Origin of the sequence: Algimonas ampicilliniresistens, assembly GCF_030159955.1 — a bacterium.
In the GTDB taxonomy this organism is placed as follows: Bacteria; Pseudomonadota; Alphaproteobacteria; order Caulobacterales; family Maricaulaceae; genus Litorimonas; species Litorimonas ampicilliniresistens.
The window spans coordinates 1,274,449-1,289,772 of sequence record NZ_BSNK01000002.1 but is presented as its reverse complement, the minus strand read 5'-3'; the positions used below and the strand labels follow the sequence as shown (position 1 = coordinate 1,289,772).

Annotated in this window: 16 protein-coding genes; 12 read left to right on the top strand and 4 right to left on the bottom strand. The window is 56.3% G+C overall.

The features are described 5' to 3' along the window. Window positions 1–8 precede the first annotated feature (8 nt). The 7 genes from coaBC to QQL54_RS14055 are packed head-to-tail and all read left to right on the top strand — an operon-like array spanning window position 9 to window position 5,387. Window positions 9–1,223, top strand: a complete 1,215-nt coding sequence (coaBC, locus tag QQL54_RS14085; protein ID WP_284391942.1) for a bifunctional phosphopantothenoylcysteine decarboxylase/phosphopantothenate--cysteine ligase CoaBC — start codon at window positions 9–11, stop codon at window positions 1,221–1,223. Beyond that, window positions 1,223–1,705 carry a hypothetical protein gene (locus QQL54_RS14080; RefSeq protein ID WP_284391941.1) on the top strand — a complete coding sequence of 161 codons (483 nt, stop codon included), beginning with the start codon at window positions 1,223–1,225 and terminating at the stop codon, window positions 1,703–1,705. Before coaBC ends, QQL54_RS14080 begins: the two co-directional genes overlap by 1 nt. Before the next feature lie 56 nt (window positions 1,706–1,761). Beyond that, entirely contained in the window at window positions 1,762–2,214 is a 453-nt protein-coding gene (dut, locus tag QQL54_RS14075) for a dUTP diphosphatase (RefSeq protein ID WP_284391940.1), read from the top strand. Further along, window positions 2,211–3,176 (top strand): sensor histidine kinase, encoded by a 966-nt coding sequence (locus QQL54_RS14070; RefSeq protein WP_284391939.1) that lies wholly within the window; start codon window positions 2,211–2,213, stop codon window positions 3,174–3,176. Before dut ends, QQL54_RS14070 begins: the two co-directional genes overlap by 4 nt. 34 nt (window positions 3,177–3,210) lie before the next feature. After that, the gene (cysK, locus tag QQL54_RS14065; protein WP_284391938.1) at window positions 3,211–4,155 is read left to right on the top strand and encodes a cysteine synthase A; all 945 of its coding nucleotides are present in this window, start codon (window positions 3,211–3,213) and stop codon (window positions 4,153–4,155) included. Further along, the gene (locus QQL54_RS14060; RefSeq protein ID WP_284391936.1) at window positions 4,139–4,660 is read left to right on the top strand and encodes a DUF5946 family protein; all 522 of its coding nucleotides are present in this window, start codon (window positions 4,139–4,141) and stop codon (window positions 4,658–4,660) included. The genes cysK and QQL54_RS14060 overlap by 17 nt, the downstream gene beginning before the upstream one ends. After that, entirely contained in the window at window positions 4,650–5,387 is a 738-nt protein-coding gene (locus QQL54_RS14055; protein WP_284391934.1) for a HesA/MoeB/ThiF family protein, read from the top strand. Before QQL54_RS14060 ends, QQL54_RS14055 begins: the two co-directional genes overlap by 11 nt. Here QQL54_RS14055 and QQL54_RS14050 read toward each other — a convergent pair. Beyond that, on the bottom strand, window positions 5,384–5,833 hold the full coding sequence (locus QQL54_RS14050) for a GAF domain-containing protein (protein WP_284391931.1): 450 nt from the start codon (window positions 5,831–5,833) through the stop codon (window positions 5,384–5,386). The genes QQL54_RS14055 and QQL54_RS14050 overlap by 4 nt on opposite strands. Window positions 5,834–5,972: 139 nt before the next feature. Between QQL54_RS14050 and QQL54_RS14045 the strand changes: the two genes are divergently transcribed. Together QQL54_RS14045 and QQL54_RS14040 are read left to right on the top strand one after the other, a co-directional pair. After that, the gene (locus tag QQL54_RS14045; protein WP_284391929.1) at window positions 5,973–6,629 is read left to right on the top strand and encodes an acyloxyacyl hydrolase; all 657 of its coding nucleotides are present in this window, start codon (window positions 5,973–5,975) and stop codon (window positions 6,627–6,629) included. Between the two features lie 79 nt (window positions 6,630–6,708). Continuing rightward, the gene (locus QQL54_RS14040) at window positions 6,709–8,004 is read left to right on the top strand and encodes an adenylosuccinate synthase (protein WP_284391927.1); all 1,296 of its coding nucleotides are present in this window, start codon (window positions 6,709–6,711) and stop codon (window positions 8,002–8,004) included. Here the strand turns inward: QQL54_RS14040 and QQL54_RS14035 are convergent. Next, window positions 8,001–10,160 (bottom strand): primosomal protein N', encoded by a 2,160-nt coding sequence (locus QQL54_RS14035; RefSeq protein ID WP_284391926.1) that lies wholly within the window; start codon window positions 10,158–10,160, stop codon window positions 8,001–8,003. The genes QQL54_RS14040 and QQL54_RS14035 overlap by 4 nt on opposite strands. Window positions 10,161–10,248: 88 nt before the next feature. On the opposite strand from QQL54_RS14035, the gene fsa reads away from it, so the two are divergent. From fsa to QQL54_RS14020, 3 genes are all read left to right on the top strand, one after another. Continuing rightward, window positions 10,249–10,899 (top strand): fructose-6-phosphate aldolase, encoded by a 651-nt coding sequence (gene fsa, locus QQL54_RS14030; RefSeq protein ID WP_284391924.1) that lies wholly within the window; start codon window positions 10,249–10,251, stop codon window positions 10,897–10,899. 118 nt (window positions 10,900–11,017) lie between these two features. After that, window positions 11,018–11,524 carry an amidohydrolase family protein gene (locus tag QQL54_RS14025; protein WP_284391922.1) on the top strand — a complete coding sequence of 169 codons (507 nt, stop codon included), beginning with the start codon at window positions 11,018–11,020 and terminating at the stop codon, window positions 11,522–11,524. A gap of 25 nt (window positions 11,525–11,549) precedes the next feature. Continuing rightward, complete coding sequence (locus QQL54_RS14020; RefSeq protein WP_284391920.1) at window positions 11,550–12,503, top strand: hypothetical protein; 954 nt, start codon at window positions 11,550–11,552, stop codon at window positions 12,501–12,503. Here the strand turns inward: QQL54_RS14020 and QQL54_RS14015 are convergent. Beyond that, entirely contained in the window at window positions 12,500–14,518 is a 2,019-nt protein-coding gene (locus tag QQL54_RS14015; protein ID WP_284391916.1) for an ASKHA domain-containing protein, read from the bottom strand. The genes QQL54_RS14020 and QQL54_RS14015 overlap by 4 nt on opposite strands. Next, on the bottom strand, window positions 14,415–15,317 hold the full coding sequence (locus QQL54_RS14010) for a dihydropteroate synthase (protein WP_284391913.1): 903 nt from the start codon (window positions 15,315–15,317) through the stop codon (window positions 14,415–14,417). The genes QQL54_RS14015 and QQL54_RS14010 overlap by 104 nt, the downstream gene beginning before the upstream one ends. Window positions 15,318–15,324 lie beyond the last annotated feature (7 nt).

Here is a 15,324-nt window from a genome sequence, read left to right as displayed (position 1 = left end):
TTCAGACCATGAACAAATCTGTCCTGCTCATTATTGGTGGTGGTATCGCTGCCTATAAGTCGCTGCTGTTGATCCGCGAACTCGCGCGTCGCGGCGTCGATACGCGCGTCATTCTGACAAAAGGCGGGACACAATTCGTCACGCCCCTCTCCGCCCAAGCCCTCTCGGGCTCAACGGTCTATACTGATCTTTGGGATCTGACTGCCGAGTCGGAAATGGGCCATATTGAGCTGTCCCGTAATAGCGATTTGGTTGTTGTCGCCCCAGCAACAGCCAACATCTTAGCCAAAGCCGCACACGGAGTCGCAGGAGATCTGGCCACGACCACTCTTCTGGCGACGGATAAGCGGATCATGTTCGCCCCCGCCATGAATGTACGCATGTATGAAAGCGCAGCGACGCAAGCCAATATCGAGACATTGCGCGAGCGTGGGGCGCTGTTCGTGGGCCCGGATGCAGGCGAAATGGCCTGCGGCGAATTTGGCGACGGTCGCATGGCGGAACCAGACGTCATAGCAGATGCTATTCTGTCAGCTTTACAAGGCGACATGACGCTTGACGGGCTCAAATCCCACAAACCGCTGACGGGGCGGCGCGCCATCGTCACAGCGGGACCGACACGCGAGCCCATCGACCCGGTTCGCTACCTGTCGAACCATTCCTCTGGGCGGCAAGGTTACGCGATCGCGCAAGCTTTGGCCGATCTGGGTGCAGAGGTTGAATTGGTGACAGGCCCGACATCGATTGCCACACCTTTGGGTACAAAGAACACCACCATCGAAACAGCTTTAGAGATGCGGGCTGCTGTCGAGGCTGCCCTGCCTGCGGATATATTCGTATCGGTTGCCGCCGTGGCCGATTGGCGCCCGGCTGAGCGGACCTCAAAAAAGACCCAAAAGCCCGTCGACGGCCCAGCCCCATTACAGCTTATCGAGAATCCGGACATCCTACGTTCAGTTTGCGAGTCCGATAAGCGCCCCGAACTGGTCGTCGGATTCGCCGCTGAAACGCATGATGTGGTGGAACTGGCGCGGGCTAAACGCCTTCGCAAAGGTTGTGATTGGATTGTGGCCAATGATGTGTCCGGCGATGTGATGGGCGGACAGGAGAATGAAATGATTATCGTCACCGAGACAAGCGAAGACCGCCTACCTCGACAATCCAAACAGGCGGCGGCCCAGGCATTGGCGCGGAAGATCGCCAACCACTTCGGAGAGATTTGATGAGAGCGCTGCTCGCAACAATCGCCATCCTCCTGACGCCAGTTGTGGCGATGGCCGGTGATTTAAGCCGATGTGAAATCGTCGTCGTCAATGATGTGGTCGACGAAGATGGCGGTCGTATGACCGTGGCATCCTACCGGGCCGCAGATGGTTTCATTGCGGGTGTCTATGACGCCGACATCAACCTCGTGATCGAAGATAATGGGCACGCAATTCGTGGGCTCATTTGCGTTCGTAATGATCTGGTCCCGACCGAAAAAGACTATGCGATTCTCGCGACTGGTATTCCGCTATCCTTGTCGCAAGATCTCGATAGCGAAGATTCGGACATCCTCACTTTGTATTTTAGTGACGGTGCCTTTCGACATAAATATACGTCGGACTACCCGATGAGTGGCGAACTCGAAGACGCGCTCATAGCACAGCTCAGCGATTTTTCTGCCCGTGATCACGGTCTGGTCAGCGCAACCACTAACGAATAACGCTGGGCGCTTGATTCAGCACTGGCGAAATCAAAAAAACAGCTTACGATTAAGTCATGAAAACGATTTCAATCGAGGTTGTCCGCCTGCCTCATATGGACGGTATTGCCCTCCCCCAGTTCGAAACTGAACAAGCCGCCGGCGCCGATTTGCGCGCCGCTATTCATGAACCAGTGACGTTAGCCCCGGGAGAGCGCAAACTCATCCCGACCGGTTTTTGCATGGCTTTACCTGCGGGTTACGAGGCACAGATACGACCTCGCTCCGGCCTTGCCCTCAAACACGGAATCACAGTGCTGAACTCGCCCGGCACGATCGATGCGGATTATCGCGGTGAAGTCGGCGTCTTGCTGATCAATCACGGCGACACGGCGTTCACATTCCAACGGGGTGATCGATTCGCTCAAATGGTGATCGCGCCCGTCACACAAGGCATCTTCGACGTCACGACCGAACTCTCAGAAACGACCCGGGGATCGGGCGGCTATGGCTCGACTGGCACCGGATGATCGTCACCCCCGAAGAGACCCGGCTACTGGACGGTTCGTCCTTGCCGATGATGATTCTCGATAATGAACTTCGTTTTGTCTATGGAAATTCAGCGTATCTTCAGGCTGTTCACAAGACATTTGAGGAGCTCGACGGTGTCTTCGTCTTCGATGCCTTTCCCGAAGAGCCGGAGCGTGTCGCGTCCGTTTCCAGCCTTTTTCTGAAGGCACTCGCCGGCAAAACCACTCAATTAGAGGCTCAGCCGTTTCGGCTTGAGCTTGAGAATGGAGAGGTCACTGAAGTTGTCTGGCAAGCCACACAGGATCCAATCCGGGACAAAGACGGCACTGTCGTAGGCCTTATCCAGCGCGCTGAAGATATTACCAAGCAATATGAGTTGGAACAGCGCAACCGGGCGATAGGGTATGAGCTGTCACACCGCGTCAAAAACATCATGGCCGTGGTCAGCTCGGTCGCGCGTATAACGGGTCGCAACGCCGCCAATGTCGATAGTTTCGTCAGAAGTTTCACAGCCCGCATCAATGCTATGAGCCGCACCAATGATCTCTTGTCAGAGGGCGATTGGCATGGGCTGGATGTTGAAGCGATATTCCGCAACGAACTGAGTCCATTCGATATGTCCGATGAGCCGGTCTACTCTCTCTACGGCCAGCCTATTCGCCTTGCGATCGAGGCCGCCAAGGATTTGTCCATGGTCTGCCACGAGCTCACGACCAATGCTGTAAAATATGGATGTTTGCGCAAGGATGGGGGACATCTTAGCGTCAACTGGTCGCGCAAAGGTGATCAGTTGACGATTGATTGGCGTGAAACCTGTTCGCATGAGATCGAACCGGCCGGCGATAGTGGCTTCGGCACACGCCTATTCGACATGCTTCCTTACGCAACGGTGGAGCGGAACTTTACGCCAAACGGCCTGCAGCTTACCATAGTTATGGACGGCAAAAAGGTGTTTGCTTAGTCGACGACCGAAACAGCTTCTCCGGAGACAAACCATGCGCGCCCACGGCAAGATCTATGACAGCATTCTTGATACGATGGGCGGTACCCCGCTCGTCCGCCTTCCTCGGATAACCAAAGGCGTCCCAGCCGATCTCTGCTACAAGTTAGAGTTCTTCAACCCTTGTGCATCGGTCAAGGACCGGATTGGCATCAATATGCTGCGCGAGTTGGAAGCATCAGGCACGCTGAAACCCGGCGGGATTATCGTTGAACCGACCTCTGGCAATACCGGGATTGGTGTGGCCTTCGCCGCGGCGGCTATGGGCTATAAGGCGATCTTAGTTATGCCAGAAAGTATGAGCATTGAGCGCCGCAAGATGATGGCGATCTTAGGCGCAGAACTTGTTTTGACCCCTGCAGCCGGCGGCATTCCCGGCGCGATGGCCAAAGCCGAAGAAATCATTGCCAATACGCTAGGCGCAGTGCGCGCTGGACAGTTCGACAACCCCGCCAATCCCGCCATCCACTATGCGACAACAGGGCCGGAGATTTGGGAAGATTGCGCCGGCCAGGTTGATGCCTTCATCGCGGGCGTTGGGACGGGCGGCACTTTGTCTGGGGCCGGAAAATTCCTGAAGGAAAAAAACCCCAACTGCCGTATCATTGCGATTGAGCCGACAGAGAGCCCCGTCATTTCGGGCGGTGATAAAGGGCCGCACAAAATCCAAGGGATCGGCGCAGGTTTCATCCCTGATAATCTGAACACAGATCTGGTCGACGAGGTCGTGAAGATCAATTCCGATGCCGCATTTGGTACAGCCAAGCATGTTGCCGCCGAAGACGGTGTGCCTGTTGGCATCAGTTCCGGTGCGGCAATTGCGGCATCGCTACTGGTTGGGGCCCGGCCCGACATGCACGGCAAACGCATCGTAACTATCATCCCGAGTTTCGCTGAGCGTTATCTGTCTACGCCACTGTTTGATGACGACTCCGCTTAAACCTTGCCCACAATGCGCGGCCACAGTTCCTGACATTGAGGGCCCGGTTCACCCCTACTTTGCTGCATCCCCCGGGTGCTGGGCAATCTATGGGCAGATTTTGGAGCGCGAGTATTCCGATACGGCTTTCTGGGCGAACCATGGCCAGACCGTGGACGCTTACGCGTTACAACATCCAGGCGATGGAAGTCGTCGGGCAATAAGTTCTGTCATGATACATCTGGTCGGCGCGACGCTATTGTTTCAACATCATGCGCCTCAATCCCAACGAATCTTGATGCTACAACGGCTCAGTAAGATCACTAAGGCAGATCCTTCTCTCATTCCCAGACTCAGCTCACCGGACAATCTTGGTGAGATTACGGTGACAGATATTGCACCGCTTTCGAAAGCGCAGGATCATCTCGTCGGCGTTGACAATTGGGCGCGAACGACATGGCAGGCTTGGTCCGCTCATCACCCTGTCGCAGAATCCTTGATCCGGCGGATAAGCCATGATGCCTGACCAAATCGAGCGTTATGCCCGCCACCTTGTTCTAAAAGAGATTGGCGGGAGCGGGCAAAATGCGCTGCTGACAGCCCGTATCGCCATTGTCGGCGCGGGAGGACTTGGCGGTCCCGCTGCGCTTTATTTAGCGGCAGCAGGCATTGGCCAAATCACACTCATTGATGACGACACAATCAGCCTGTCTAACCTGCAACGGCAAATTCAGTTTGAGACGAAAGATGTGGGCCAGCGTAAAGTCGATGTGTTGGCGCAGCGTCTTCAGACTCTTAATCCCGACACCGCCGTTCGCCCGCGTCACGTCCGTCTGACTGAGGAGACCGCGCAGCCGCTGCTCTGTGATCATGATCTCATTCTAGACGGCACGGACAGCTTCGCGACGCGCTTCATGGTCAATGACGCGGCTCTCGCGCTCAATACGCCCCTCATTTCCGGCGCTGTCGGTCGGTTTGATGCCCAAGTCGGCCTGTTCGGGCGGCCCGGACCTTGTTACCGCTGCTTGGTGCCTGATTTACCGCCGCAGGAAGAGCGCTGCGCCGAAGTTGGCGTTGTCGGAGCGCTAACTGGCATTGTCGGGTCCGTCATGGCGATGGAAGCGATCAAGCACATTACAGCTGCAGGCGACACGCTCAGCGGGCGGCTTTGGATTTATGATGGGCTCACAGCGAAGAGCCGAACAGTGACCCTGCCACGCGACCCGGACTGTCCCGTTTGCGGCGTAAGCTAAGCTGCGATCATAGCGGCGATCCGTTCTAACGCCTCTGCATCAGTCTTATCAAAAGCCGCTGAGCGCATGCTGTCGACATCCAGAACACCAATCAGCGCATCGCCATCGAAGACAGGCACGACAATTTCAGACTCTGTGCGTCCGTCACAGGCAATGTGACCCGGAAAAGCGTGAACATCCTCGACAATCTGCGTTTTTCGTTCGGCGGCCGCCGTACCGCAGACACCGCGACCAAAGGGAATGCGCAAACAGCCCAGCGTGCCCTGATAGGGTCCAACAACAAGTTCGCCGGGCTTGTCCGGATCAACCAGATAAAAGCCGGTCCAGAAATAGTCGTCGAAAGCTTCGCTCAGCAGACAGGCAATCGTGGCCAGACGCGCAGTGCGATTAGGCTCGCCATCCAACACACCTTGAATTTGCATTTCGACATCAGAATAATCACGCATGGCGGGCGACCTAAGCGTCGTCTCCGACGTAATCAAGTCGCCTCGTGCTTTCGTAAGAGGGTCGTTATTTTGACTAAACCGGCCCGGTTGACCAAACAATCATTCCACGTCAAAGCGCCATAAACTGGGGATTACCGACATGAAAACTTTGCTCCTTGGCCTGATCACAGCCATCGGCCTATCCGCCCCTGCCGTCGCGCAGGTTTCAGAAATTCGTTTCGGCGCACATCAGCACGACATTGAATTTTTCGGTCTGGGCGGAAAGAAAGGCAAAGAGACGTCAGCGGCGCTCAATGCTGAGATCATTTTCGCAGAGCCGGACTTCCTTAAATGGGCCTTGTCACCCCAGCCCTATATCGGCGGGTCGCTAAACCTCGAAGACAATACCAGCTATGGCGGAGCCGGCCTGATGTGGCGGCAAACGCTCGGCGATAAACTCTATTTCGATTTTGCCTTCGGTCTAGTCGCCCATAACGGCACCAAGGAAGTGGCTTTGCCGTCCTATTTTGATGATCCGGCCATCGTCGCCGGGATCAATGGTGGAGGCCTGACGGCCGCGCAGTTACAGCGCATTCGGACTGAAAATGTCCCTTATTTCGAAAGCCTCAATACTGAGATCGAGTTCGGATCCAGCATCTTGTTCCGCGAAGCCCTAACGCTGGGCTTTCGAGTGAATGATCGTTGGGCAACGGAAATCTATGTTGAACATCTCTCGCACGGCAACATTCTGGTTCAAAACGAGCCGAATGAAGGCCTGGATGTACTCGGCGGACGTCTTTCTTACCGTTTCGATTGAGCTTATCCCCTCGCCATCGCGGCTAAGGTTCGCTAGACGGCGCGCGGCTCTCGTGATGCCGCGCCGCGAAGGATAGATCATGGCTAATGTCGTCGTCGTCGGCTCCCAATGGGGAGACGAAGGAAAAGGCAAAATTGTAGATTGGCTCTCCAGCCGCGCCGACGTAGTCGCGCGGTTCCAGGGTGGTCACAATGCGGGCCACACGCTGGTCGTTGACGGGACCGTCTATAAGCTCTCTTTATTGCCATCAGGCATCGTCCGTGGTGGCAAATTGTCGGTCATCGGCAATGGTGTGGTTCTGGACCCGTGGGCTTTTCTGGCTGAAGTCACGCGCATGCGTGAGCAGGGCGTGAAAATCACACCTGAAAATCTCAAAATTTCCGAGAGTGCGGCGTTGATACTGCCGATCCATTCCGAATTGGACGGCATCCGCGAAAATCGCGTTGACGGCATCAAGATCGGCACGACAAAGCGCGGGATTGGTCCCGCATATGAAGACAAAGTGGCCCGACGCGCCATCCGCGTTTGCGACCTCGATGATCCGGTGCACCTCAAGGAACGGGTCGAAAACTTGCTGCACCACCATAATGCGCTGCGGGTTGGACTTGGCCACGCCGAAGTGGATGCCGATGCATTGACGAAGAACCTGATCGACATCGCGCCCGAAATTCTGCCCTATATGGCTCCGGTCTGGCAGGTTCTGGACGATGCGCAAAAGAGCGAAAAGAAAATCCTATTTGAAGGCGCGCAAGGCGCGATGCTCGACATTGATCACGGCACCTACCCGTTTGTGACCAGCTCTAACACCATCGCCGGACAAGCCGCCGCTGGTACCGGGCTAGGCCCAAAATCGCTCAACTATGTACTGGGCATCACCAAAGCCTACACAACCCGTGTCGGCGAAGGCCCCTTCCCGACCGAACTGAATGACGCTGTCGGACAACGGCTCGGTGAACGCGGACATGAATTCGGAACCGTGACCGGACGGCAGCGCCGCTGCGGCTGGTTCGATGCGGTCATGGTCAAACAGGCGATTATTACGGGCGGCATTACGGGCATTGCGCTGACCAAGCTCGATGTGCTGGACGGGCTACCGGAACTCAAAATCTGTACTGGCTATAAGGTCGACGGTAAGATTATGCGGCGTCTACCCGCCGGGGCCAGCCAGCAAGCCAAGGTCAAGCCGATCTATGAAACAATGCCGGGGTGGCAAGGCAGCACGCGCGGGGCGCGGAGCTGGGCCGACCTGCCCGCCGAAGCCGTTAAATATGTCCGGCATATTGAGGAACTGATCGGCTGCCCCGTCGGCATGGTCAGCACCTCCCCTGAACGCGAAGACGTCATCCTGATGCGCGATCCGTTCAAATCGATCTAAACAAAGCTCTGCGGATCAATATCGATCTGGATCTTATACTTGGCGGGCGGACGTATCTTGGTCCGCCATGCCGTCATATATTTTGAGAGATCGACGCCCGGCTCAGCCCGGATAAACAAGCGTTGTCTATAGAGCCCGCGCAATCGCGCAATCGGTGCCTCGGATGGTCCCAAAATTTCTATGCCATCTGTGCGCGGCGCTTTGGTCACAAAGTCTTTTGCTAACTTCTGCGTTTTCTTCAGATCCGGCCCCCAGAAGATAACGGCGGCAATCCGGCCGAAGGGCGGAAGCCCCAGCATCTCGCGCATCTCCATCTCGACCCCGACGAACATGTTACGATCACCCGCCACCAGCGCTTGCAGGGCTTCATGCTCAGGGTGGTGCGTTTGGATAAACGCCTCCCCCGCCATGTCGGCCCGACCCGCTCGGCCTGCGACCTGAACTAATGTCTGATACGTCCGCTCTCCTGCGCGCGGATCAGCCCCGCCCATCAAGAGGTCGCCATCGACCACGCCGACAAAGGTCAAACGCGGGAAATTATGACCTTTCACGACCATTTGCGTGCCGACGAGAATGTCGATCTCGCCGCGTTCCATGCGCCCCAAGCGAGCCTTGATCTCATCGGGTGTTGCCGTTGTATCGGAGCTTAGAATTTCAACGCGCGCCTGCGGAAAATGGGTTTGGGCTTCATCGGCGATTCGCTCCACGCCTGGCCCGATTGAAGTCAGTCCATCTTCCGCCCCGCATTTTGGACAGGTGCGCGGCATCCGCATGGAAAAGCCCGTTAGATGACACATGGCGCGGCCCGTCGCGCGGTGTTCGACAAGCCAGCTATCCGTATCGGGGCTCTTTAGGCGCTCGCCGCACACTCGGCACAGGATCAGCGGCGCATAACCGCGACGGTTCATATAGAGCAGTGACTGCTCACCCCGTGACAAGCGCTCTGCGACTGCCTGCACCATCGGCCCAGACAGAAATGAGCCCGCCTCCGGCTTGTGTGACTTCATGTCGATCAAGCCGATGTCCGGTAAGGTAATCGCGCCCGGGCGTTCGGGTAGAACAACATGGGCGTAACGACCCGTTCTTGCATTATGGAGTGATTCGAGCGACGGCGTGGCGGACGCCAGAATAACGGGTCGGTCTTCCAAACGCCCCCGCAAGACCGCCATATCCCGCGCATTATAAATCACACCCTCTTCCTGTTTGAAGGACGTGTCATGTTCTTCATCCACGACGATCAGGCCGAGATTAGCGAAGGGTAGAAACAACGCTGAGCGCGCCCCGACCACGAGCTTGGCGCGCCCAGACGCCACTTCGCGCCACGCCCGGCGACGCGCCATATCGGTGATAGAACTATGCCAAGCGACAGGCTCGGCCCCGAAACGCGCGCCGAAGCGCGACAGCCCCGCCTGCGTCAACGCAATTTCCGGGACAAGGATCATCACCTGCCGTCCTTGTCGTAGCGCTTCGGCCACGGCCTCGAAGTAAACCTCTGTCTTGCCGGACCCGGTTACACCGTCGAGCAAGGACACGGAAAACCTATCCTTACGCACTTGCGTCACCAACTCGTCCGCCGCCGCTGTCTGCGCATCCGACAAATCCCGACCCGGCAGTTCTGGATCGGGCTCGTCATAAGGTGGATCAACGGGGCGTTCATCGGCGCGCATCAGCCCGACTTTGACCATGCCTTTGATGACGCCGGACGAGATCCTAGCCCGACTGGCGATTTCCGACGCTCGTGCTGGGAACGGCCCGCCCTTCGTCAGCGCGGCGCGGCGGGCCGGGGTAAGGTTCAAAGGCCGATCGCCTGTCGGTTCATATAAGGTTGCAATCGGAGATGGGTCGAGTGCTTTCCAACTGCGCAACACCATGCGCAGCACTTGTCCCGGCGAGGCCACATTGTAACGCGCGACCCATTCGATAAAATCCAGAATCGGATCCGGCAGAGGCCGCGTTGATTTGATTTCAGCGATGTCTTTTAGGTCGCGCCCCGTCTCGTCAGCTTTAGTCCCCATGACAATGCCGAGCTTCATCTGCTTGCCGATGGGGGCGAAAACGAAGTCACCCCGTTCCACGCGCATAGGCTCGGGTACCGAATAGTCGAACGCGCCGGGAACATTCACCGGAAAGAGAATTTGAGCATTTTGTCGGCTCATCGTTCGTGTTAGAACCTGTCCAGCGCTGTCATTTCAATTACCTCAGGCCACTCACAGAATCGGCCGCTATGTTCCAAGGGACGTTACCATGAAATTCTTCGTCGATTCCGCCGATATTGAGGCTATCTCCGAACTGGCCGACATCGGCCTCGTGGACGGTGTGACAACCAACCCATCAATCATCGCTAAGTCGGGCCGTGACTTCAAGGACGTGATCAAGCAGATTTGCGGCCTGACCGATGGTCATGTTTCCGCCGAAGTCGTCGCAACCGAAGCGCAGCAAATGATCAGCGAAGGTCAAACATTGCGGAAAATTGCTGACAATGTTTGCGTCAAGCTGCCGCTGACCTTGGAAGGGTTGAAAGCCTGCAAACAGCTTTCCGGTGAAGGCGTGCCGACCAATGTCACGCTGTGCTTCTCACCCAATCAAGCGCTGCTCGCTGCTAAAGTCGGCGCGACCTATATCTCGCCCTTCATTGGACGGCTGGATGACATTACGCTGGACGGGATGGAGTTGATCCAAGACATTCGCGAAATCTACGACAATTACGGCTATGAGACCGAAGTCCTCGCCGCCTCGATCCGCTCAGCCAATCACGTCAAGGACTGCGCCCTTGTCGGGGCCGACGTGATTACCGCCCCGCCGGGCGTCATCAAGGGCCTCGCCAATCACCCGTTGACCGACAAAGGGTTGGCCGCATTTATGAAAGACTGGGACAAGAGTGGGCAGTCGATTTAATGATCGCACCCTATTAACATGGCCTCATAAACGTGCAGGTGACGGCACTTCGTTTAATCTAGACAAACCTTGATCGCACCCGCTGCCTCTGGCAATTTCATGTCGGGGAGCTCTACACATGACATATGCAATCAATCGTTATCTTCAGCGTTTCTTAATCGGCTTCATCTGCCTAACCATATCGGCCACAGCTGCACTTGCTCAGGACACTTATGTCTGGGAAGAGTACGGTATTGGCTTTTCCGTCGCATCGGACATGGTCATCGATGATAGTGATCTCGAATCCTTCACAGCTGCGACAAGCGGAGGTGAAATATCGATCAATATCACACCCTGGAGCGATGATAGTGTCGACGAAGATAATCTAGGCGAAGCCGCTCTAGAGATGGCCGCTGAGCTATACTTGTTTGATGATAGCGAGGTTGATGGCGATTATATCGAGATCGACAGCTTTAACGGTTTCTACCTGATCGTCGCCCCAAGCGAACTCGACGCGCCCGATTTCATGATCATCGCACTTATGCTGGACACAGAATCAGATACAAATTTCGTCGTCGAGATTGGTTTCGAGGATGGCAATGATGACGAAGCCATCGACGTTCTGAACAGCTTTTTCAGTTACTGATTGTCATCAAACCCAGGATAATCCGATGAAGCACTGTCTTGCAGCCTGTCTGACACTTCTTCTGGTGGCTTGCTCCGCCAATGAAGGCGAGGTTTTGCCGGATGAAATCGTTGGTGCCGATCGCGATAATCATGGCTGTATTCCATCGGCAGGCTATCAATGGTCTCAACTTCGCAAAGAGTGCATTCGGCTCTGGGAAGCCGGAACAGAGTTGACCCATCAGGGCAGCGGCGATTCAAATTACAGCGCCTTTGCACTCACTCAAGACGATAAGGCAGAGGTGTTTCTGCCAGAGACCGATAAGAGTATAATGCTCTCCCGCGACGTTAGTGCAGAGGCTGTACAGTCTTGGACGGACGCCTCAGCGGAATATCATCTGACCTATGATCACATTGCCGCAATGATACTAACCGATCAAACTGGCTTCGTAATGTACAGAGACACATCGTCCGAGCCTCAATTCGATGAAATTCCCGATCATGCCTCCGACGAATTGGGCGGAGAGATCATTGTGGACACTGGGGTCGTCACCCGTGTCGAGGACGGTGCCTATCCGATGTTTACTATCGATATTAGACTCGATGAACAGACAGAGCCCACCACGTTCTCTCTCATAGTTGAAGGCGCAAGGATTACGGGCGCACCTGTCTATGAGCTGACCGGGCATACAGTCACTGTGGAATATATAAATCAGACCGAATGGGACCTTATGGATATCCATCCCGCAGACGCAGAGACTACTGACGATCTTGAGATTGGGAATGGTTGGCGTTTCGTGACCGGGCAGTTGACCGGTGCGTCCGAAATCAGCGGCGGTGACCTACCAGACCTTCTGAACATTCAGCTGATGGGTCCTGAGTCCGTCCAATTCGAACTCTATATCGATGAGGACATGGTGGCGCTGAATGAAACGCGCGTGTCGGCTTGGCTCGCACCGCGCAATAGCAAAAACATAATGAGTATCGCGGTCACGCCCTAACGTCCGCGACGCCCACCGCCGCGACCGCCTCTGCGTCCCTTAGCCGATGCCTCGCCAACGGGCGCACTCGGGAACGCCATCGCTTCGATGAAATAGGTTTGGAAACGCGGTTCGAGTGCGGTTTCGATCTTGACGATATCACGGACGGCGGTGCGGATGCGGTCGCGCTGGCTTTTATCCGTAAGACACATGGCCGCGCCCATGCCGGCGGCATTGCCGACAGCCTTGATCGTCGCGGCCCCATTATGCGGGATGATCCCGATTTCGGCGACATAGGCCGGATCAAGATGAGTCCCGAATGCCCCGGCGAGCAGGACCTCATCAAAGATCTCACAACCCAGTTCTTCCGCGACGAGGCGCGCACCCGCCATCAGCGCAGCCTTGGCCAGCTGTACCGCTCGAATATCGGTTTGCTTGAGCGTGATGTCGCCGATCAACCGATAGACTGAGATTTTGCCGTCCAAGCTAAACCGATCCGGCGCAATATTCGGGCGGAACAGACCTGAGCGATCGAGCAACCCCGCGCGGGCGAGTTCCACCATGACTTCAAAAATGGCCGAGCCGCACAGGCCCGGCACGGAGTGGTCACCGATTGTGTCTTCGGTCAACCACTCATCATGGCCAATGATTTTCACTTTGCAATCGTATGTGAGCGGATCGATGCGTAGGCGTTCAATCGCGCCTTCGCAGGCGCGCACGCCGCAGCTGATTTCCGCGCCTTCTAGCGCTGGTCCCGTTGGGGAACTGGCCGCCGCAATCTTGCCCTCATGGCTGAGCACGATTTCCGCGTTGGTGCCAATGTCGACCAAGAGCACAGATCGTCCGTCCATACGGTCCATTTGGGTCAGATAGGCAGCGGCAGTATCCGCGCCAACATGCCCCCCAATGAGCGGCAGCAATGCAACCCGTGCTTGTTGCGCCAGGCCCAGATCTAACTGGTCGCCCGGTAGGTCGAACCAGTCTTTGACGGCGAGCGTGAACGGCGATTGACCGAGCGGCGTCGGATCCACGCCGATCAGAATATGGTGCATGATCGGGTTACCGACACAGACCAACTCTAGCAGCTGATCTGCCTCCGCCCCAACAGTCTCGCGTGCCTCCGCGAGCATATCGCGCAGCTGTCCCTGAATGGCTCCAGACAGTTTTTCCTGCCCACCCTTATTCATCATGACGTAACTGACGCGGCTCATCACATCTTCGCCGAAACGAATTTGCGGGTTCATGGCGGAGGCTTGATGCACCAGCGCGCCCGTTCGCAGACTATAGAGATAAAGCGCAACGGAGGTTGAACCAATGTCGATGGCAGCACCGTAAAGCGCCTCCCGATCCGGGGACCAAAGATCAATCACCTCGGCCTCGTCACGAATGACGGCGATGACCGTGCGGTCATGGTCTGCCAGTAATGGCTGAATTTTTAGCGTGGCGCACGGCGCAACAGACAGATCGCCGCCGAGCTGTTCGATCAAGCTTTCCGTATCTGAAAGATGGTCATGCAAGGTCGGCTCAGGCAATTTGACCATATGCAGACGGATCGGAGGATCGACAGGACCGGATAGAGCAAAGGCCGCTTTACGAATGGCGCTTTGCGTGTGGCGTGCATGCGGCGGAATGTCGATAACGACGTCGCCCATGATCTTGGCGCGGCAGGAGAGCCGTAGCCCCTCCGCCATATCGCCGTCATGAATCGCTTTCTTCTCAGCCGGGCGCAGTTTGAACAGCGCGTCCTCGGCGACCGTCAGGCCAAATTTAGAGTGGTTGCCCGTCTGGAGCGAACATTGGCAGCGCTTGCAAATCCCCTGCCCGCCACAGACCGACTTGATGTCCACGCCAGATCGTAGCGCGACCTCATAGACGGTCTCACCCGCCTCACCCGTCGTCTGAACACCCGACGGGGTGAATATGATTTTATGGCTAGCCACGTCGTCCACGACGTCCGCCGCCGCCACGGCGTCCCCCTTCGCCAGCGACGGGCTTAGGTCGACTCCGAGCGATCCAATTGGCGCAATCCGGGTCATTCCCGGCCAGCATATCGCCAGCCTTAATGGCGGGGACGAGGCCCTCATCATAGACGTTGAGGATCGCGCTGGTCATGCCTGCGGCCTGCAACATCGGCAGAAATGCATTATGCACGGCGTGGCGATTGGGCAGACCAAAGGCGACATTGGACGCGCCGCAAGTCGTGTTCACGCCCAGTTCGTGACGCAAACGTCCGACCAGCTTGAACACATCCTTGCCCGCACTATTGACCGCGCCAATCGGCATAACGAGCGGATCAACGACAATATCTTCACGCTTAATGCCATAATCAGAAGCGCGATTGACGATACGCTTAGCGACCTCGAACCGGACATCAGGATCTTCGCTAATGCCCGTATCATCATTGGAAATGGCGACGACGGCGCAATCATATTTGGCGACGAGCGGCAGAATCCGTTCCATCACCTCTTCCTCGGCTGTGGTTGAATTGATCAGAGGGCGACCCTTATAAGCGGCAATTCCGCTCTCCAAGGCAGCCATGACTGAGCTGTCGATCACGAGCGGCGCCTCGACTTCAGTCTGTAACATGGTAATCACTTCTTCCATGATTTTGGCTTCGTCTGTCAGCGGCACACCAACATTCACATCGAGCACTTGCGCGCCTGCCGCGATCTGCGCTTCAGCTTCCTTCTTCACCCGCCAGTAGTTCCCAGCGCCCAACTCTTTGGAGAATTTCGGCCGGTTCGTCGGATTGATGCGTTCGCCAATCATTACGAAGGGCTGGTCAAACCCGATAACGACTTCTTTGGTCGGCGAGGTGAGAACTGTGCGGGCCATTGCGGGC

Excerpts from the sequence above, each read along its gene's own strand:
- dut (WP_284391940.1), top strand. The coding sequence starts at position 1,762 with ATGAAAACGATTTCAATCGAGGTTGTCCGCCTGCCTCATATGGACGGT.
- coaBC (WP_284391942.1), top strand. The coding sequence starts at position 9 with ATGAACAAATCTGTCCTGCTCATTATTGGTGGTGGTATCGCTGCCTAT.
- QQL54_RS14060 (WP_284391936.1), top strand. The coding sequence starts at position 4,139 with ATGACGACTCCGCTTAAACCTTGCCCACAATGCGCGGCCACAGTTCCT.
- QQL54_RS14080 (WP_284391941.1), top strand. The coding sequence starts at position 1,223 with ATGAGAGCGCTGCTCGCAACAATCGCCATCCTCCTGACGCCAGTTGTG.
- QQL54_RS14045 (WP_284391929.1), top strand. The coding sequence starts at position 5,973 with ATGAAAACTTTGCTCCTTGGCCTGATCACAGCCATCGGCCTATCCGCC.
- QQL54_RS14010 (WP_284391913.1), bottom strand. The coding sequence starts at position 15,317 with ATGGCCCGCACAGTTCTCACCTCGCCGACCAAAGAAGTCGTTATCGGG.
- fsa (WP_284391924.1), top strand. The coding sequence starts at position 10,249 with ATGAAATTCTTCGTCGATTCCGCCGATATTGAGGCTATCTCCGAACTG.
- QQL54_RS14015 (WP_284391916.1), bottom strand. The coding sequence starts at position 14,518 with ATGACCCGGATTGCGCCAATTGGATCGCTCGGAGTCGACCTAAGCCCG.
- QQL54_RS14050 (WP_284391931.1), bottom strand. The coding sequence starts at position 5,833 with ATGCGTGATTATTCTGATGTCGAAATGCAAATTCAAGGTGTGTTGGAT.
- QQL54_RS14055 (WP_284391934.1), top strand. The coding sequence starts at position 4,650 with ATGATGCCTGACCAAATCGAGCGTTATGCCCGCCACCTTGTTCTAAAA.
- QQL54_RS14020 (WP_284391920.1), top strand. The coding sequence starts at position 11,550 with ATGAAGCACTGTCTTGCAGCCTGTCTGACACTTCTTCTGGTGGCTTGC.
- QQL54_RS14025 (WP_284391922.1), top strand. The coding sequence starts at position 11,018 with ATGACATATGCAATCAATCGTTATCTTCAGCGTTTCTTAATCGGCTTC.
- QQL54_RS14070 (WP_284391939.1), top strand. The coding sequence starts at position 2,211 with ATGATCGTCACCCCCGAAGAGACCCGGCTACTGGACGGTTCGTCCTTG.
- cysK (WP_284391938.1), top strand. The coding sequence starts at position 3,211 with ATGCGCGCCCACGGCAAGATCTATGACAGCATTCTTGATACGATGGGC.
- QQL54_RS14035 (WP_284391926.1), bottom strand. The coding sequence starts at position 10,160 with ATGAGCCGACAAAATGCTCAAATTCTCTTTCCGGTGAATGTTCCCGGC.
- QQL54_RS14040 (WP_284391927.1), top strand. The coding sequence starts at position 6,709 with ATGGCTAATGTCGTCGTCGTCGGCTCCCAATGGGGAGACGAAGGAAAA.